We start from the raw sequence: 17,702 nt of genomic DNA, 5'->3' as shown, positions 1-17,702 counted from the left end.
TGGTCGATCACCCCCTGAGCGTTCCCATGAGGACTGTCACATCCCCCTTGCTGAAACGCTGATCCGCGATCCGGCCAAGAAGTAGTCGTGAACGAGATGCTGTTGATCAGAGGGCTCGCCGACGAGGTCCCGCCGATGTCCGCCGGCGCGTTCGAGTCCGGCAGGAGACGACTGCTGACCCGGCACCGCTGGGTGGCCGCACGCGGGATCGTGCGCGTGCTGTGGTTCGTGGCACTGGCCGCGCTGCCGATCTCGTTGATCGGCATGGGTTTCTACTTCCTCGACCTGCAGGTGTACCGCACCGGCGGGGTGGCCTGGCTGCAGGGACAGGCGCTCTACGTCGACTTCCCCGGCGCGCTGGACGGCCCGCGGCTGCCGTTCACCTACCCTCCGATCGCGGCGGTGCTCTTCAGCGGCCTGACGTTGCTGCCGGTGTGGGCGGCGAACTCGCTCGTGGTCGTGGTGAACTTCCTGTGCCTGTCGGCGGTGAGCGTTCTCGTCACCTCACGGCTCACGCAGCGCTCGAACGTCGTGTGGACTATCGGGCCCGCCGTCGCGATCCTCGCGGTGGCACTGGAGCCGGTGATCTCGACGCTCCTCTTCGGACAGATCAACCTGCTGCTGATGGCCCTCGTCGTGGTGGACTGCCTGGCCGTGCGCGACTCGAGGTTCCGCGGCCTGCTGGTCGGCGTGGCCGCCGCGATCAAGCTGACCCCGCTGATCTTCCTGCTGTACTTCCTGGTGCGCAGGGAGTGGCGGGCGGCCGCGATGTCGGCGGTCGCGTTCGCCGGTATGGCGGCGCTGGGATTCCTGTTCGCCGCCAAGGACTCCGCCGAGTTCTGGTTCCACGCGCTACTCGACCCGAGTCGGGCCGGTGGTCTCGCGTACATGGCGAACCAGTCGTTGCGCGGTGTGCTGCACCGGATCAACCCCGGCGAGCACGCGGAGTCGTTGCTGTGGCTCGGGTTGTCGCTGATCGTCGTGACGCTCGCGGTCGTGGCCGCGCACGGGGCCCGCACCGAGGTCGCCGCGCTGACCGCGATCGCGACGGCGGGGCTGCTCGTCTCACCGGTGTCGTGGTCGCACCACTGGGTCTGGTGCGTTCCGGCGTTCCTGGCGCTGGGTTTCGCCCGCGGGCGCTGGGCGCGGCCGACGCTCGGCGCGCTGCTGGTGATCTTCCTGGTGCAGCCTTTCACGTGGCTGCCGAGCACCGGCGACAAGGAGATGCTGTGGTCGTGGCAGGAGCACGTCTACGGCGACGCGTACACGTGGGTCGCGATCATCGGCCTGGCGGCGGCGGCGATCACCGCCACCAGGCGGGAGCTCAGCAGCGCTTCACCCGGACCGCGCCGCGACTGGACTCCACGATCGCGAAGTTGAGCCGGTCGGGGTCGGCCGACCCGAGCGCGACGCGGACCTCGGCGTTGATGTTGATGTTGCGCCGTTCACCGCACGGCGCCCACTGGATCTCGGCCGAACCCGGCCGGTAGTGGGTCTGCCAGCTGTCGCTGAACGGCCCGGTGAACTGCTGGCTCACCGTCGCGGTGGGCGAGGTGCCCTGCAGGTAGGTGCTGACCCGGCTCAGCCCGGTCGCGCCGTCCTGGAGGTGCGCGTAGCCCTCGTAGGTGGTTCTCGCCAGGCCGTAGGTGAAGCCCTCCGGCACGTTGACCCGAAGGTTGACCTGGCAGTTCTTGCGCTGGTCGAGCGGGGACGAGTCGTTGCCCGCCCGTGCCAGGAAGGTGTGGTAGCCGATCGTGAACGTCCGGCCGTCGGTCTGGACGTCGGCGTCGCCCGCCGGGCACCCCGAGCCGTTGACGGTCACGACCTCCAGGACGGGTGCCGGGGCTTCTTCTACGGGTGCGAGGGCGGATAGGGCGATGAGTGCTGCCGCTGCCGTGGTGAGCATGTGGAACCTCCGAGGGGTCCGTGGCGGCGGCAGCACCAGACGCTATGACGAATCGCGGTTCGTCAACTGACGGTCACCTGACGATTCACGGCTTGAACGGCACGAGTTCCTCCTCGACGCCGGTCCTGACCACCACGCACGTCGACTCCGGCACCTCCTGCCACGCCCCCACCAGGTCGGCCAGCGGTTCGGACACGACGAGCCGCGAGTCGTCGGTGAGGTGGTGCAGCGCCGGGTTGTCCGGGTACTGGCGGCGCAACGTCGACACGTCGGTGCTGTGGAAGAGGCTCCGCGACTTGCCGCGGCTCGAGTAGCGGAACGCCCAGGTCGTGGAGCCGTCGGTGACCGCGACCGTCATCTGGATCGGGTACTCGACGCCCGCGCGCCTGCCGACGTCCTCGACGAACTCAACCATGCGGGCCATCCCGGCCGGCGGGTCCTGCTCCATGCCGAAGCTGATGGCCAGGTAGAACATGACCTCCGAGTCCGTCGACCCCTCGATCAGCGGGAACAGCACGGGGTCGATCGCCAGCATCAGCTCGCGCCGCACCAGCGGGAACTTGGCGATCAGCCCGTTGTGCATCCACAACCAGTTGTCGTGCCGGAACGGGTGGCAGTTCGACCGCTGCACCGCGCCGCCCGTGGAGGCCCGCACGTGCGCGAACACCCGGTCGACGGTGATCTGCGCGGACAGTTCCCGCAGGTTGCGGTCGTTCCACGCCGGTTCGGTGCTCAGGAAGAGGCCGGGAGTGCTCGTGCTGCCGTACCAGCCGATGCCGAACCCGTCACCGTTCACCGCCGTCGCGCCCAGCCGGGCGTGCTTGGACTGCATGACGAGCGAGTTCTCCGGCGCGTAGAGCAGTTCCTCCAACAGGACCGGAGAACCGGAGTACGCGAGCCACCGGCACATGACGAACCTCCCTATAACCAGGCGTTACATGGGAACACGTACCTCATGTGAAAGGCGAGGTTTGCGGCGGCGCGCCTTCCTCGGGCAGCATGACGGAGGTGACGGTCCCTCCCGGCTTACGGCCCCCGCCCTACGAGCAGCCGCGCGGGAACTTCGAGACGATCGAGGTGTACGCGCCGGTCGTGCAGGTCACGCCCCCGCCGGAGCCCGCCCAGGAGCCCGAGGAACGCTCGGACATCGCCGTCATCGGCCCGATCGCCGCGCTCGTGCTGGCCCTGACGATCAGCACGCTGGTCCTCGAACACCCGGCCGCCCGCGCCGTCGCCACCGGTCTGGCCACGATCGGGCTGATCGTGGCCGTCGCGCTCATGCTGATGAGCAAGAAGCCGAAGCCCGGCAAGCACGTCGCCAGGCACGCCATCGACCCCGAGGCGACCGACCGGATCAATCCCGGCTGGGGCGCGACCGAACGGCGCCGCTGACTCACCGCAGGGTCGCGAGACCGGCCTTCGCGAACTTCTCGTCCAGGTCACCGCTGGGCGCGCCGCCGACACCGATGCCCGCGACCGACGTCCCGTCGACCGCCACCGGCACGCCGCCGGCCAGGAACAACGTGCCGGGGATGTCCCGCAGCGTCGCGCCCTGGCCCGTGACGCGGCCGGCGAGCTCCGAGGTCGGCGCGTTGAACGACACCGCGGTGAACGCCTTGCGCCGCGCCGACTCCTCGGTCTGCGGGCCCGCGCCGTCCCCGGCCAGCAGCACCACGAGGTCGCCGCTGCGGTCGACGACGGCCACGGTGACGCGCTGGTTCTCCTTCTCGGCCGCGTCGAGGGTGGCCTGAGCCGCCCTGACGGCCGCGTCGATGGTCAGCACCTTCTCGGTGCGGGTGGTGGTGTGCTGGTCGGCCGCCGCGTAGCCGCCGCCGATGCTCAGCACGACGAGGGTGGCGACTGCGATCTTCTTGAGGTCCATGGCACCAACGATGCGCTGACCAGCGGGGTTTTCCCTGGTGGTGACGGTTGAACCTCGGTTCAACCCATCGGTTGACCCGCCGGGGTGTGCCGCTCGCCTAAGGTCGCCGATGTGTGGCTGCACAGAGCGATGCACGCGGGCTTCTACGTGCTGCTGACGGCGTCGGCGGCGCGGTACGTCGCGTACCACGGCGCCGATCTCGTGGTGCTCGGCCTCGCGCTCGCTCTTGCCCTGGTCTATCCGGCGAGCGTGCGGTGGACGCGGGCGTTGCCGGTCGTGCTCGCCGTGTGGCTGGTGCTGGTGTGGCTGGCGCCGAGCTTCGGCTGGTGCGCGATCCCGTTGTTCTTCCAGTGCCTGCGCCAGCTCAGGCCGCGGGTGGCGCTGCCGATCGCGGCCGTGCTCACGGCGGCCGTGGTGCTGGCCCAGATCAGGCTGGCGGCGACGTTCGACTGGTCGCTGGTGCTCGGCCCGGTCGGTGTCGCGGTGCTGACGGCGGCGGTGTTCTTCGACCGCGCCCGGCTCCTGCACGAGGCAGGCGTGCTGGAGGAACGCCAGCGCCTCGCCCGCGAGATCCACGACACCCTCGCCCAGGGCTTCTCCAGCATCAACCTGCTGCTGTCGCTGGGGGAGTCCGAGCGGGCCGCCGAGGTCGCGCGCGAGAACCTGGGCGAGGCACGCCGGTTCGTCCGCGACCTGTCGCCGATCCAGGGCACGCTGATCGACGCGCTGCACCGGCTGGTCCCGCACGTGGAGGTGGACGGCGACCCGTACGCCCTGAGCGTGCAGACCGAGGTGGCGTTGCTGCGGGTAGCGCAGGGCGCGGTGGCCAACGTGGCCGAGCACGCGGAGGCCGGCCGGGTGGCGATCACGTTGTCCTACCTGGGAGACGCGGTCACGATGGACGTCGTGGACGACGGCCGCGGCTTCGACCCGTCGGCCGTCCGGACCGCGGACGGCCGCGGCTACGGCCTGGCGTCCATCCGCGGCCGCATCGCCGAACTGGGCGGCACCGTGTCCGTGGAGAGCGCGCCGGGGGAGGGAACCGCGGTGGCCGTGACGGTGCCGACGCCATGAGGGTGCTGGTGGTCGACGACCACCCGGTGGTCCGGTTCGGACTCGCCGGCCTGCTGTCGCGCGACTTCGAGGTGATCGAGGCCGCGACCGGCGAGGAGTCCGTGCCACTCGCGTCCACTGTGGACGTCGTGCTGATGGATCTCCAGCTGGGCGGGGGAATCGACGGCGTGGAGGCCACCAGGCGGATCCGCGCGCTGGAGAACGGGCCGCAGGTCGTGATCCTGACGACGTACGACTCGGACGCCGACATCGTGCGCGCGGTCGAGGCGGGCGCGATCGGCTACCTGCTCAAGGACTGCGCCCCGGAAGAACTCGCCAGAGCCGTGCGCACGGCCGCGACGGGCCAGACCGTGCTCTCCCCGGACATCGCGCAACGGCTGCTGGGCCAGGTTCGCGACCCCGCGCCCAAGCTCAGCAAACGCGAGATCCAGATCCTCGAGAGCCTGGCCAAGGGCCTCGCGAACCGGGAGATCGCGAAGGAGCTGTTCATCAGCCAGGCCACCGTGAAGACCCACCTGGTGCGGATCTTCGCGAAGCTCGGCGTCGAGACCAGGACGGCGGCCGTGACGACGGCGGTGGAACGCAAGCTGATCCGGCTCTAGCGTCCCGCGTGCGACTCCATCGCGGTGTGCAGCAGGTCGAGCACGGCGCTCGCGTCGAGTCGCCGCTGGTGCACGTCCGCCGGCGTGGGGCCGGTGAAGGTCCAGCGCAGCCGCAGTTCGGCGTCCGGCCCGTACTTGAGGTGTGCGTGCACCGCGCCGTTCTGCGGTCGTTCGTCTCGGGTGCGCTCGCGGACGACGCCCAGGAGCACGGCCTTGCCCGCGGTGTCGTGAGTGGACAGACGGAGTGGTTCGAACGTCTCGAACACGACCACGAGATCGCCCAGCGAGACCGTCCGCGCCACGGCGTCGATCCGCACGTCCGGCAGTGCCTCGCGGAGGTCGTCGTGGGCGTCGGCGAGGATCTCGTCCAGGTCCGCCAGTGCCCGGCGGCGCAGGTCGCGCTGCCGCTCGGTGTCCGCCTCGGCGGCCGAGGCCGAGGTCTGCCGGGCCATGAGGCGTTGCTCGACGCCCAGTGCCGCGCTGACGAGCGAGTCCTGCTGCGGTGTCAGGGCGTAGGGCGCGAGGGCGTCGTACACCGCGCGGGCGTCCTGGGGGCGTTCGGCCGGCAGCTTGTGCAGCAGGCGCAGGACCTGGCGGGCGATCTTGGGGGAGAGGCCGTCGAGGGAGGGCGGGGCGTCCCGCAGGTGCTGGCGCCGGTAGTGGTCCTCCGGGCCGGGGAACGGCAGCGCGCCGGTGAGGACCTCGAAGGCCAGCACGCCCAGCGCGTACAGGTCCGACATGGCGTCCGCCGGGTGGTTGAGCCACAGTTCGGGGGCCGTGTAGGGCGCCGTTCCCCAGTCCGCGAGGGTGTAGGTCCCGGTCGCCTCCGAGAGGTCCCTGGACAGGCCGAAGTCGGCGATCTTCCAGACCGGGCCGAACTTCAGGACGTTGGCGGGCTTGAGATCGCGGTGCACGATGCTCTGCCGCGAGAGCTGCTGGAGGCCCAGTGCGACCTGGCGCACCACGTCGACGCCGGCGGCCGTGGCGAACGGTTCGTCCTCCAGAGCGGCCTTCAGCGACTTCTCCGCGCGGGGCATGACGATCAGCAGGTCGTCGTCCAGGAAGCGGTAGCCGTGGGGCAGCACCAGGTGGCTCGTGTCGTGGCCGGACCGGTTCGCGCGCAACAGGCGTTCGACGATCTCGATCTCACGCTCGCGTTGCCGCTTCCTGCCCTCGGTGGGGTGGGGCAGGGAGATCTTCTTGACGGCGACGGACGTGCCGTCGGCCGCGAGACCCGCGAACACCTGGCCCATTCCGCCCCGGTCCCCGATCGGGGCGTTCTCGTCGAGACGCCACTCGGTGCCGTCGTTGTCCTCGAAGCGGATCATCGACCCACAAGCCCCTTCCTCCGTGCGCGGTGCGATCAGGACGTTCGTCGATCGCGCGCGCCGGGGCGTTTCGGGGGCTTCGAAGTACTACTCGTTCGGAGCAGCGAGGTCGGGAGGCGTGGTGTTGGTCAGGCGCGCGTCCGGCCGGCTGCCCGACATCGCGAGCACGCCCCGCAACACCTGCAGCAGCTTGCGCAGCCCGCTCGGCTTCTTGCGGTCGATCCCGCCGATCACCTGCTTCAGCACGGACAGCTGGTCGAAGTAGATCCGCTCGGTGACGAGGTTCTCGTCGGCGTCGAAGATGAAGTACGCGTTCATGCGCGTGCGGTGCTTGCCGCCGGTCGCCGGGATCTTGCCCAACGGCCCGAGGTGCGTGCCCAGCAGCCAGAACTCCACGATCACGGCGTCGACGCTGTGCCGGAACGAGATCAGCTCGTGGTGCTGGTCGGGGAACGCCACGCGCGTGTCGGTGTAGTACTGCCGCACCGCCTCGTCGCCGTCGTGCACGACCATCTGCGCGATGACCTCGTAGTGCGGGTGCGGGAACGTCGAGAGCGTGGCGTCCCAGTCGTGCGCCACCTCGTCGCGGAAGTGGTCCAGCACGAGCTTTTCCCTGGCCTGCAGGACTTCCCTGGACGGCAGGGTGAAGCGGTCGGACATCGAAAGCTCCTCAGTGGACGATCTGGCGGTGGCTGAACGTCGGCTTGGTGCCGGGGTTCGTCCAGGCGCCGGTGAGTTCGCTGGAGGGGAAGAACTGCACGAACCGCGGGTCGGCCTGACTGCGGTCGGCGAGCGTCTTCTCCAGGATGATCGAGTTGTACTGGTCGGCGGTCGTCTCGACGGTGTTCGCGTTGAGCACGACCTCCTGCTGCCACCGGTGCGTCCACGACGCGAGGCCGGGCAGCTTCGAGTGCTCGGGTGTCAGCGCCTCGGCCGCGATCACGTTCTCGCTGCTCACCCAGATGCCGGTCGAGGTGTTGACGACGAGGCTCTGGTTGCCGAACACGTGGCCGGGGGTCTTGATCACCGCGACGCCCGGCCCCAGCACGACCGAGCCGTCGATCGGCAGGAACGCCTCCGGCGGCAGGTCGCGGTAGGTGTCCGGCTGGTACCAGGGCTTCTGCAACGGGTGCAGCTCGGTCAGCGCCGCCAGCTCGTCGCGTTGCACGATCACCTTGGCGTTCGGGAAGTACGGCGTGGCGCCGATCCAGCGCCGCAGGTCCTGGGTGTGCAGGTGGTCGAACATCAGGTAGTCGACGTCCTCCGGCGCGATGCCGAGCCGTTCGAGATGGCCGGGCACGGTGCCGTGGACCTTGACCATGCGCCGCTCGATGACGTCCGGCGTCCGGCCCGACAGGTCCTCGAAGTACGGCGTGTACCGGCCGTACTCGTGGTCGCTCGGCTCGAACAGCAGGATCCGCTCGCGGTCGCCCTCGTGCCAGCGGATCACCAGCATGCGGTTCGTGATCGATAGGAACGGCGCGATCGCCCGCGACGCCCTGAACAGCCCGAACCGCGTCGGGTACGGCAGTGTCACCAGGTCGCGCGTGACGATGCTGCCCGGCGTGCCGGTGGAGGCGAACTCGCGCCGGAACGCCTCGCCGCGCTCGCGCACGACCCGCAGCCGCGCGCCCGGCCCGCCCTCGACGTCCATTCCCTCGAGCGTGTCGATCCTGGTGAAGCTCATCATCCCCTCCAATACCCACACTGTGGGTTAATTGGGAGGTTAAACCCACGGCGTGGATATCCGCAAGGCACAATGGCCGGGTGACTGAACCGCGCCGAGGGCGTCCGCGCACGCCACTGCTGTCCCGCGAGTCGATCGTCGCGGCGACGCTGCAGGTCATCGACGTGGACGGCGTCGCAGCCGTGGGCATGCGCTCCGTCGCGCGGGCGCTCGGGGTCGACGCGAAGAGCCTCTACAACCACGTCGACGGCAAGGACGGCCTGCTCGACGCCGTCGCCGAACACCTGCTGGGCGGTCTGGTCCTGCCGCGGCCCACCGGCGACGCGCGCCGCGACCTGCACGCGATCGCCGACGCGTTCCGCGCCCGCGCCCTGGCCCACCCCGGTGCCGCGCCACTCGTGCTGACCCGGCAGTTGTCGTCGCTGGAGGGCCTCGCGCCGGTGGACGCGGTGCTCACCGTCCTGCTGGCCGCGGGGGCGTCCGTCGAGGAGTCCGTGCACCTGCTGCGGATGTTGCTCGCCACGTTGATCGGCACGCTGCTGCGCGAGGTGTCGGCCGCGCCGACGTTCGGTGGCGACGACGGGGCCCGCCGGGAAGTGCTGGAGGCCGCCGGGCTGACCTCGGTGGTCGCGACCGCGCCGCATCTCGCGAAGTACGACCGCCAGACCGAGTTCGAGTACACGGTGGACCTCGCGATCACCGCCGTGCTGCACCGCATTGATCTTCAAGGAGCGGAGTGACCCGAACGGCGGCAGACTCCCGGGCGTGAACTATCGACGGTGGCCCGTGGTCGCGGCGGCGGGGTTCGTCTTCGCGGCGCTCGTGTACGTGCTCGCGGTGCTGACGAAGGCCGGCCAGACCATCGAGAACGCGGCCCTGCGCGGCGCAGACCAGGACAACGTGTCCGAATCGGACGCCGCCTGGACCGCGCTCGGACAGATCACGATCTACTCGCTGGCCGCGGCGGTCGTGGCGGTCGCCCTCGTCGGTGTGCTCAGAAAGCGCTGGGACCTCACGATCGCGGCCGTGGGCGTGATCGTCGCGGGTCAGGCCGTCGTGCAGGCGCTCAAGCGGTTCGTCCTGCCGCGGCCGGCGCTGGTCGAGGTCACCGGCGACTACGCGCACAACAGCCTCCCGAGTGGACATACGACGATCGCGATGACCGTGCTGTTCGCGGCGATCATCGTGGTGCCGTGGAAGTGGCGCGGCGTCATGCTTTTCTTCGTGCTGCCGTGGGCGACCGCGATCGGTCAGTACACGCTGACCGCGAAGTGGCACCGTCTCAGTGACACGCTCGCGGCCGACGGCATCGCGCTCGCCATCGCGGCGCTGGCGGCGTGGTGGTTGCAGCGCAAGGGATCCCTGGAGCCCTACACCGGACCGCGGCGCGTCGGCCGGGTCGTGCTGGTGGTGTTCTGGTCCGCCATCGCGGTGGTCACCCTCGCGCTGGGCGGGATCCTGTGGGGATTTCCGCTGGCCCAGGAGGGTCTGAACGCCGACGAGTGGGTCATCTACCTCGGTGCCGGCTCGTTCGCCTCGGCCGGGTCGCTGATCGCCGCGCTGACCTATCTCGCGTGCTGGCGCCGAATCGCGTGACAACCAGTTGATCTCTCGCGCGTCCTGTCCTGTGGAGAGGTTTCCGAAGAAGGGGACAGGACGTTGAGCGTTAACCGACGTGCCGTGCTGGCACTGGGCGCCGGAGCGGCGCTGGCCGTGGCCGTGCCCGCCACAGCACAGGCCTCGACGGTCACCGGCAAGCTGCGTGAGCTCGAGAAGCAGCACAACGCGCGCCTCGGCGTGTTCGCGACGGACACCGGCTCCGGTCGCACGGTGCTACACCGGGCGGACGAGCTCTTCCCGATGTGCTCGACCTTCAAGACCATCGCGGCGGCGGCGATCCTGCGCAAGGACCGCGACGGATCGTTGCTGAACAAGGTGATCACCTACACGAAGTCCGATGTGGACAAGTCGGGCTACGGGCCGATCACCGGCAAACCGGAGAACCTCGCGAACGGCATGAAGGTCTCGGCCCTGTGCGAGGCGACCATCACCTACAGCGACAACTGCGCGGCGAACCTGCTGCTCAAGGAGCTCGGCGGCCCCACGGCCATCAGCCGCTTCAGCCGCTCGATCGGCGACCCGGTCACGCGCCTGGACCGCTTCGAGCCGGAGCTGAACTCGGCGGAACCCGGCCGCGTCACGGACACGACGTCGCCCCGCGCCATCGGCCAGAGCTACGCGCGCCTGACGCTGGGCCACGCCCTCAACTCGAACGACTCCGACCAGCTCACGAAGTGGTTGCTGGCCAACACGACCGGCGGCAACCGCGTCCGCGCGGGCCTTCCGGCGGCGTGGGGCTGGGGTGACAAGACCGGCACCGGCGACTACAGCACCACCAACGACGCCGGCATCGCGTTCCCGCCCGGCCGCGCGCCGATCGTGATCGCCGTGCTGTCGACGAAGAAGGACACCCCGAAGGGCGGGGCCGACGAACCGCTGCTGGCCAAGACCGCCGAACTGGTGGCGGCGCAGTTCAGCTGACCGGCACCCAGAGTTCGATCACGGTGTGCCGCCGGTAGAACTCGACGAGCGGCCTGGAGGAGTCCCAGGGCCCCAGTGCTTTGAGCTCCTCCATGGCCGGTCCGATCCGCCCGTACAACGCGGGCGGCTCACCCTCCAGCACCGTGCGCCGGTACCGCCCGCCCGGCAGCACCCCGACCGTGAGTGAGAACGAGTCCGCGGGCTTCAAGGGCGTGCAGACGGTGTAGGTGCCGGCCGTCTCGTCCACTCGGGCGAACATCCTGCGTCCCTTGAGGCCCACGAGGTTCTCGAACCAGTCCCACGCCTCGCTCATCGCGGTGAGCTCGTCGGCGACCGTGTGCTCCAGCACCGCAACGTCGGCGCGGCTGATCAAGTCGGCCATGCGATCCCCTTTCGCAGTCGAAACGCTAGTCGAACGCGGAACGACCGGCTACGGTTCAATGCGAATCTCGTTCACGTTCCCAAAGGCGGCGGCGATGCGGCGAGCGGTTCTGCTGGTGGTTCTCTTCCTCTTCTCCCTGGTGGTCACACCTGTGCGCGCGGAGTCGTTCGACGGCTCCGAGCTGCGGGTGTCCGGCGGGGTCTTCCGCGACGAACACGGCCGTGAGGTGGTGTTGCGCGGCTTCAACGTCTCCGGCACGGCGAAACTCGCGGAGAATCGCGGGCTTCCGTTCGTGAACACCGCGGACGCGCGCAGGTCCGCGCAGGCCATGAAGCAGCTGACCGGCGCGAACGCCGTGCGGTTCCTGCTCACGTGGGCGTGGATCGAACCGCAGCGCGGCCAGATCGACCACACCTACCTCAACGGCGTGACCGAACAGCTGAGGGCCTTCACCGACCTCGGCATCCGCGTCTACCTCGACTTCCACCAGGACCTGTACTCGCGCCACCTGTTCAACAAGGACAGCTGGTACACCGGCGACGGCGCGCCGGCGTGGGCGGCGAGCGGGTACCCCAAGGAGTCGTGCGGGATCTGCGTGCACTGGGGCCAGAACATGAAGAACAACAACGCCGTCACCGCGGCCACCTACGACTTCTGGCACAACCGCAACGGTGTGCAGGACTCGTTCGTGAACGCGGCCGGCGAGGCGCTCAAGCACGTCAAGGAAGCCTTGCCCGCCAACGAGTTCAAGCTCGTCGTCGGCGTCGACCCGCTCAACGAGCCCTACGCCGGCAAGTACGACACGGGCCAGACCTCCCAGCAGTGGGAGCGCGACCTCCTGATGCCGTTCTACCAGCGCTTCCGCGCCGAGATGGACGAGGCGGGCTGGACGACCAAGCCCGCGTTCGTGGAGCCGCTGGTGTTCTGGAACCAGAACGTCGACTTCTTCGCCGAACCCGGCGGCCTCACGCTCGTGCCGGCCCTCGGCGAACGGTTCGTGTTCAACGCGCACTTCTACGACGGCAAGGCGCAGTCCGGAGTCCTGATGCCGGGCAAGGCGGCGGACGGCCAGTACACCCAGGCGTTCGGCACGATCCGCGACCGCGCCAAGGCACTCGGCACCACCGCGATCGTCTCCGAGTTCGGCCACCCCGTCTCGGGCTTCACCTCCGACAAGACGCCGTCCGTGCTCAAGGCGATCTACCAGGGCCTCGACTCGACGGCGCCGGGCGCGCGCTGGTGGTCGGCGCCGCGCGGGACCGTGATCTCGGGCAGCCAATGGCACTGGGACACCAACTACGGCCGTCACCGCGAACTGATGAACGACAACCCGGGCAAGGTCAAGACCGACGGCGACGCGATGAACGACGAGCACTTCTCGGCGGTCAAGCTCGACGCGAACGGCAACGCGGTTCTCAACGTCGACCGGGCGATCGTCGACCGCGTCTACCCGCAGGCCGTCGCGGGCACCACGCTCGCGTTCACCTACGAGGACCGCGCCTACCAGACCTGGCAGCAGATCCCGCTGACCAACGTCCGCAACCTCGTCGGCTCGGCCCCGTTCGCCCTGCTCGTCTGGGACTCGAACGGAGGCAGCGCGCCGACCGAACTGCACCTGCCGGAGGCGCTGCGCTCGCCGTTGGTGATCAGCTCGGTGCCGTCGTCCGTCAACGGCGACAAGCTGCTGCTACAGGGAGGCCAGGGACGGCAGTTCGCGCTGGTCACGGCCCCGTCCGGCGGCAACGTCGCGGCGGCGGAGGCCGAGATTCGACAGTGGTACGTAAGCTGGTGAAGTGCGAACTAGGCCCACTCTGAGCTGGTCGAACCCGGGCCCGTCACTGCCGCGCGCCTCCACCCTCACCGACGTCGTGCCGATCGTCGCGGAGGGTGGGGTGCTGGTGCTCAGCGGTGCGGGCCTCTCCACGGAGTCCGGCATCCCGGACTACCGCGGCGAGGGCGGGTCGCTGCGCAAGCACACCCCGATGACCTACGACGAGTTCACCACCAGCCAGGCCGGCCGGCAGCGCTACTGGGCACGCAGCCACGTCGGCTGGCGCACCATCGCCCGCGCGCACCCGAACGCGGGCCACCACGCCGTCACCAGGCTCTCCAGCAAACTCTCCGGCGTCATCACCCAGAACGTCGACGGCCTGCACCAGGCCGCGGGTTCACCGGACGTCGTGGAACTGCACGGCGGCCTCGACCGCGTGATCTGCCTCGACTGCAAGCTGCTCTCGCCGCGCATCGACCTCGACCGCCGCCTGCGCGAGGCGAACCCGGACTTCCACGCGACGACGGACGAGGTCAACCCGGACGGCGACGTCTTCCTGCCGGAGGAGACCGTGAAGGACTTCGTGGTCGTGCCGTGCGCGGAGTGCGGCGGCGTGCTCAAGCCGGACGTCGTGTTCTTCGGCGAGAACGTGCCGCGCCCGCGCGTCGAGCAGTGCTACGAACTCGTGGACAACGCACGGTCGTTGCTCGTCCTCGGCTCTTCGCTGACTGTCATGTCCGGTCTGCGGTTCGTGCGCCGCGCCGCGACCTCCGGCATCCCCGTCGTGATCATCAACCGGGGTGAGACGCGCGGCGATCCCCACGCGTCGCTGCGGATCGACCTGCCGCTCGGAAAATCGCTCACGGAGCTGGCTGAAGTCGTTGTAGGGTAAGGAATGCGGACCTTTTCGGTCGATGACGTCACGTCGGTGACCGAAGCACTGCCCACCCTCTCGATCACTGAACTCTTCCCCGGAGCGCTCGCCACGGGAAGCAACGCGCGGGTGCTGAAGCCCAACGGCGTGCACCCGCTGCTGCACGCGGTCGGCAAGGCGTTCGCGGAGCACCGGCCGTTGATCCTCTCCCCGGACGCGGTGTGGCTGACCATCGCGCGAGGCATCTCCGACCACGTGAAGCTCCACGCCGAGGAACTGCGGCCGGTCCTGGTGGGTCACGAGGGCAAGGCGACACTGACGGTGGACCACGGCCCGGCCGACACCTGGGACTCCGTCGTCGAGGGGCTGGCGAAGCAGGTAGGTGACTCGATCTTCGAGTGCGACTTCAGCACCAGCACCGCCGTCGAACGCCTCGCGGGCCGCGTCGCCATGATGGACGCCTACTCGCCCTACTACGGGTACTGGATGATCGCGGTCTGCGGCATCCCGTCGATCACGCTGACCGGCACGACGGACGACTGGCGCAGGATCCGCGCCAGGATCGACGACCTGCCCAGGTTCGGCCTGGAGCACTGGTGCCGCTCGCTGCGACCGATCACCGACGAGTTCGTGCGCGCCGCGGAAGGCGACGCCGACCAGGAGTTCTGGCAGCGGATCTACAACCCGGTCGACGCCTACGGAGGCGACCACGTCACTGGCTGGGTCACGCGTTTCTACCCGTACCTGGACTTCCTCAGGGACGCGAACGTGCCGAATCCGATGCTGGACCTCCCGATCGGCGAACCGCGGGACGGCACCAGTCCTTCCGTCAGCACGGACAGCGTGCCCGCCACCCTCTGCCGCGCGGTCATCAACGTGAACGACCGGCTCGACATCAGCGCGGTGGCGCTGGACGCGGGCCTGGTCGGCGTGACCCAGCACGAGGACGGCGCGCTGGAACCGGTGGCGGGCTGGGCGGTGCTGCCCTGGCCACCGGACATCGCGAGGGTGCTGGACCGCCTGGTCGCCGAGCACGAGTGGACTCCACCGCGGCCGACCGAGGAAGAGGTGGAACTGCGCGGGCACAGGATGACGTTGCGGCACCCCGTGCAGGGTGGCGGTGAGCTGATCGCGCTCTACCAGCGCGTCGGAACCGCGTCGCTGCACGACGGCACCTGGCGGGTGCGCGCCTACGACGAGGGAGGGGGTGAACGGCTCGGCCGCCACCACGTCCAGTCCGTGTTCGACCTCGCGGACGGGCGGATCGCCGGCGAGATCACCGACTTCCCCACCAGCCGGACCCACTGGGTGATCTTCCGGTCCGGTGACCACCCGCAGGACGTCCCGGTCCTCGGTTCCTCGCTCGCGATGCTGCTGGAGTCCGTGCTGGACCACGGCGAGGTCGGGCACCTGGAGACGATGAGGCTGTCCGCTCTCGACTAGTTCTGCGCGCGGAACTGGTCCAGCACGCGCCGCTCCCGCTTCGTCGGACGCCCGGCACCCCGGTCGCGCCGCGCGATCGGAGCCTCCACCGGTGGCGGGGGAGTGCGGTCGAGGAAGCACGTGGCCGCGTCCGCCGCGCCGACCCGTTTCTGGATCACCCGCACGACCTCGACGGTCCAGGTCTTGTCGTTGACGCGGGCGCGGACCCTGTCTCCGGGCACGACGGTGGCCGAGGCCTTCGCGGGCTTGTCGTTGATGCGCACGTGGCCGCCCTTGCACGCCTGGGCGGCGTCCGGGCGGGTCTTCGTCAGCCGGACCGCCCACAGCCAGCGGTCGATGCGCGTGGACTCCACCCCGCCATCATGGCACTCTCGGAGATCATGAGGCTTCTGGCGGTCGCACTGACCCTCGCCGCGTCGCTCACCCCCGTCGGCCCGCTCGGTGAGCTCACCGGTCTCGCCGTGCAGCGCGTCCAGGTCGCCGACCTGGTGGCCGCGGCCAAGTTCGGCACGACGCAGCCGATCGACGATCCCGTGCGCGAACAGCAGGTGCTCGACGGCGTGCGCGCCAAGGCCGTGGACCTGCGGCTCGACCCGGAGAACGCGGCCACGTTCTTCCGCGCCCAGATCGAGGCGAACAAGCTCGTGCAGCGCGGCCTGTACGCCCGCTGGACCGAGCACCCGGAAGAGGTTCCGCACCACAGGCCTGATCTGGCCACGGAGGTCCGCCCGATCCTCGACCGGCTGACGACCGAGATCCTGGCCGAACTCAAGGACACCGAACAGCTCCGCCGCCCGACCCTGAGGTGCGAGATCCACGCGACCATCGCCGAACGGTCCGCGGTGGTGCTGCACCGCCTCGACCGGTTGCACGAGAACGCGCTGGCCGAAGCGATGCGCCCCGCCTGCTCCTAGCTGTCTACTGTGGACGGAAGGCCGAGCATCCTGGCCAGGCCCGTCACCTCGAGCACGCGTGTCACCTGGTCGGACGCGGCGGAGAGCTTCAGCCCGCCCGCCGCGGCCGACGCGCGGGCGTGCCCGCGCACCAAAGCGCTGACGCCGCTGGAGTCGCAGAACGTGACGGCTGTCAGGTCCAGCACCACGTAGCGGTGGCCCTGGTCCAGGAAGCGGTCGAGCTTCGCGAGCAGTCTCTTCGAGCCAGGACCGGCGAGTTCACCGGAGACCGCGACGAGGGTGGAGGCAGGCGACGACTCGGTCACCGTGACTTCGAGCATTTCGCAGCTGTACCCGGTGGTGGCGGTCGCGAAACTGGTTCGCATGCGTGTTCTGCTGACGTCGTCGCTCAGTCGCTCTCGCCCGGAACCGGTGGTGCCGCTCGCGAAAGCGTTCCGGGAGCGGGGGCACGACGCTGTGGTCGTGACGGCGCCGTACGACCTGAGTCCTTCGCCGTCGTGGCTCCCCGAACGCGACGGCGTGCTGAAGTCGCCGTTCTGGTCGGCGGAGCTGGTGGTCGCGACGGCCGCGAACGTCCTCGACTTCGCCCGCACCTGGCGCCCCGACGTCATCCTGCGCGAGACGAACGAGTACGGCGGCCAGATCGCCGCCGAGGTGCTGGGCATCCCGCACGCGCTGCTCGACACGGCCCCGTTCGCGCCGCTGGAGATCCCGCTGCTCGACGAGCTCATGGACAAGGTTCGCGCGAGGTTCGGGGTCGGGGCGACCGAACCGGTCTTCACCGCGGGCCTGACACCGGCGCTCTGGCATCCGGCCCAGCACCACTTCCGCGTGCCGGTCGACCGCGGGGCCGTCGCGTCGTTCGGCGCCCACCTGCCGCCCGGCTCGCGGTTGCCGCACGTCGTGGCGGAGGCGCTCGGCGGGCTCCCCGCCACCGCGAAGGTGGTCGTGACGGACGCGGGCCACAGCGACGTGCGGGAGGCGCTCACCGCGGGCGTGCCGATGGTCGCGGTGCCGTTGTTCGCCGACCAGCCGCGCAACGCCGGACGAATTCAAGATCTGAATGCGGGCGTTCGCGTGGACGTGAAAGGGCTGACCGCCGACGTCCTGGCCGAACGGATCCAGCACGTGCTGAACACGAGGACTTATCACGACGCCGCTGAGAACCTGGCCGCCAAGATCGCCGATCTCGAGGAATTCACGAATATTCCGGACCACCTCGTATCCGCTGTGTGACCACATTTTGGTTTTGGCCAAAAGCTTCGACGGTAATTTAGACCGTCTGGAGACTGGTGGTG

The 17,702-nt window shown here is 69.7% G+C and carries 21 protein-coding genes; 12 read left to right on the top strand and 9 right to left on the bottom strand.

Features of this window, described 5'->3' with window-relative positions; all coding sequences use genetic code 11:
- The first annotated feature begins 96 nt into the window (after positions 1–96).
- Positions 97–1,380, top strand: coding sequence for a glycosyltransferase 87 family protein (locus ACH413_RS10940; protein WP_360031273.1), 1,284 nt, complete (start codon positions 97–99; stop codon positions 1,378–1,380).
- Here ACH413_RS10940 and ACH413_RS10935 read toward each other — a convergent pair.
- Both ACH413_RS10935 and ACH413_RS10930 read right to left on the bottom strand, forming a co-directional pair.
- Positions 1,325–1,906, bottom strand: a complete 582-nt coding sequence (locus ACH413_RS10935) for a DUF4360 domain-containing protein (RefSeq protein ID WP_360030793.1) — start codon at positions 1,904–1,906, stop codon at positions 1,325–1,327. The genes ACH413_RS10940 and ACH413_RS10935 overlap by 56 nt on opposite strands.
- Before the next feature lie 85 nt (positions 1,907–1,991).
- The gene (locus ACH413_RS10930; RefSeq protein ID WP_360030791.1) at positions 1,992–2,816 is read right to left on the bottom strand and encodes a class II glutamine amidotransferase; all 825 of its coding nucleotides are present in this window, start codon (positions 2,814–2,816) and stop codon (positions 1,992–1,994) included.
- A 98-nt stretch (positions 2,817–2,914) separates the two neighbouring features.
- Here ACH413_RS10930 and ACH413_RS10925 point away from each other — a divergent pair, with 98 nt between their 5' ends.
- A complete protein-coding gene (locus ACH413_RS10925; protein ID WP_360030789.1) occupies positions 2,915–3,298 on the top strand; it encodes a hypothetical protein in 384 nt (127 codons plus the stop codon).
- A gap of 1 nt (position 3,299) precedes the next feature.
- Here ACH413_RS10925 and ACH413_RS10920 read toward each other — a convergent pair whose 3' ends face one another.
- On the bottom strand, positions 3,300–3,788 hold the full coding sequence (locus ACH413_RS10920) for a heme-binding protein (RefSeq protein WP_360030787.1): 489 nt from the start codon (positions 3,786–3,788) through the stop codon (positions 3,300–3,302).
- Between the two features lie 111 nt (positions 3,789–3,899).
- On the opposite strand from ACH413_RS10920, the gene ACH413_RS10915 reads away from it, so the two are divergent.
- Both ACH413_RS10915 and ACH413_RS10910 read left to right on the top strand, forming a co-directional pair.
- A complete protein-coding gene (locus tag ACH413_RS10915) occupies positions 3,900–4,862 on the top strand; it encodes a sensor histidine kinase (protein ID WP_360030785.1) in 963 nt (320 codons plus the stop codon).
- Entirely contained in the window at positions 4,859–5,464 is a 606-nt protein-coding gene (locus ACH413_RS10910) for a response regulator transcription factor (RefSeq protein WP_360030783.1), read from the top strand. Before ACH413_RS10915 ends, ACH413_RS10910 begins: the two co-directional genes overlap by 4 nt.
- Here the strand turns inward: ACH413_RS10910 and ACH413_RS10905 are convergent.
- The 3 genes from ACH413_RS10905 to ACH413_RS10895 form a co-directional block, all read right to left on the bottom strand.
- On the bottom strand, positions 5,461–6,792 hold the full coding sequence (locus ACH413_RS10905; RefSeq protein WP_360030781.1) for a protein kinase: 1,332 nt from the start codon (positions 6,790–6,792) through the stop codon (positions 5,461–5,463). The genes ACH413_RS10910 and ACH413_RS10905 overlap by 4 nt on opposite strands.
- Before the next feature lie 87 nt (positions 6,793–6,879).
- Positions 6,880–7,452, bottom strand: coding sequence for an ester cyclase (locus tag ACH413_RS10900; protein ID WP_360030779.1), 573 nt, complete (start codon positions 7,450–7,452; stop codon positions 6,880–6,882).
- Between the two features lie 10 nt (positions 7,453–7,462).
- Positions 7,463–8,479 (bottom strand): hypothetical protein, encoded by a 1,017-nt coding sequence (locus ACH413_RS10895; protein WP_360030777.1) that lies wholly within the window; start codon positions 8,477–8,479, stop codon positions 7,463–7,465.
- 80 nt (positions 8,480–8,559) lie between these two features.
- On the opposite strand from ACH413_RS10895, the gene ACH413_RS10890 reads away from it, so the two are divergent.
- From ACH413_RS10890 to bla, 3 genes are all read left to right on the top strand, one after another.
- Complete coding sequence (locus tag ACH413_RS10890; protein WP_360030775.1) at positions 8,560–9,219, top strand: TetR family transcriptional regulator; 660 nt, start codon at positions 8,560–8,562, stop codon at positions 9,217–9,219.
- Positions 9,220–9,244: 25 nt separating this feature from the next.
- A complete protein-coding gene (locus ACH413_RS10885; protein WP_360030773.1) occupies positions 9,245–10,075 on the top strand; it encodes a phosphatase PAP2 family protein in 831 nt (276 codons plus the stop codon).
- A gap of 63 nt (positions 10,076–10,138) precedes the next feature.
- Positions 10,139–11,020, top strand: coding sequence for a class A beta-lactamase (bla, locus tag ACH413_RS10880; RefSeq protein ID WP_360030771.1), 882 nt, complete (start codon positions 10,139–10,141; stop codon positions 11,018–11,020).
- On the opposite strand, the gene ACH413_RS10875 is transcribed toward bla, so the two are convergent.
- Complete coding sequence (locus ACH413_RS10875; RefSeq protein WP_360030769.1) at positions 11,013–11,402, bottom strand: GyrI-like domain-containing protein; 390 nt, start codon at positions 11,400–11,402, stop codon at positions 11,013–11,015. The genes bla and ACH413_RS10875 overlap by 8 nt on opposite strands.
- 94 nt (positions 11,403–11,496) lie before the next feature.
- Between ACH413_RS10875 and ACH413_RS10870 the strand changes: the two genes are divergently transcribed.
- From ACH413_RS10870 to ACH413_RS10860, 3 genes are read left to right on the top strand one after another with little or no spacing between them, the layout of a single operon-like run.
- Entirely contained in the window at positions 11,497–13,194 is a 1,698-nt protein-coding gene (locus ACH413_RS10870) for a cellulase family glycosylhydrolase (RefSeq protein WP_396424951.1), read from the top strand.
- A gap of 1 nt (position 13,195) precedes the next feature.
- Positions 13,196–14,065, top strand: a complete 870-nt coding sequence (locus ACH413_RS10865) for an NAD-dependent protein deacetylase (protein ID WP_360030765.1) — start codon at positions 13,196–13,198, stop codon at positions 14,063–14,065.
- A 36-nt stretch (positions 14,066–14,101) separates the two neighbouring features.
- A complete protein-coding gene (locus ACH413_RS10860) occupies positions 14,102–15,490 on the top strand; it encodes a DUF4419 domain-containing protein (protein ID WP_360030763.1) in 1,389 nt (462 codons plus the stop codon).
- On the opposite strand, the gene ACH413_RS10855 is transcribed toward ACH413_RS10860, so the two are convergent.
- Positions 15,487–15,843: an RNA-binding S4 domain-containing protein gene (locus tag ACH413_RS10855; RefSeq protein WP_360030761.1), complete on the bottom strand. Its 357-nt coding sequence runs from the start codon at positions 15,841–15,843 to the stop codon at positions 15,487–15,489. The genes ACH413_RS10860 and ACH413_RS10855 overlap by 4 nt on opposite strands.
- Before the next feature lie 9 nt (positions 15,844–15,852).
- Between ACH413_RS10855 and ACH413_RS10850 the strand changes: the two genes are divergently transcribed.
- Entirely contained in the window at positions 15,853–16,404 is a 552-nt protein-coding gene (locus ACH413_RS10850) for a chorismate mutase (protein ID WP_360030759.1), read from the top strand.
- Here the strand turns inward: ACH413_RS10850 and ACH413_RS10845 are convergent.
- A complete protein-coding gene (locus ACH413_RS10845; RefSeq protein WP_360030757.1) occupies positions 16,401–16,769 on the bottom strand; it encodes an STAS domain-containing protein in 369 nt (122 codons plus the stop codon). The genes ACH413_RS10850 and ACH413_RS10845 overlap by 4 nt on opposite strands.
- Here ACH413_RS10845 and ACH413_RS10840 point away from each other — a divergent pair.
- Positions 16,768–17,640: a nucleotide disphospho-sugar-binding domain-containing protein gene (locus tag ACH413_RS10840; RefSeq protein ID WP_360030755.1), complete on the top strand. Its 873-nt coding sequence runs from the start codon at positions 16,768–16,770 to the stop codon at positions 17,638–17,640. The two genes, ACH413_RS10845 and ACH413_RS10840, sit on opposite strands and share 2 nt — an antisense overlap.
- Positions 17,641–17,702 lie beyond the last annotated feature (62 nt).

Source organism: Lentzea sp. NPDC020367 (assembly GCF_044387305.1).
Classification (GTDB): Bacteria; Actinomycetota; Actinomycetes; order Mycobacteriales; family Pseudonocardiaceae; genus Lentzea.
Note: the sequence above shows the minus strand (reverse complement) of the source record. Positions and strands in the feature narration are given on the sequence as shown.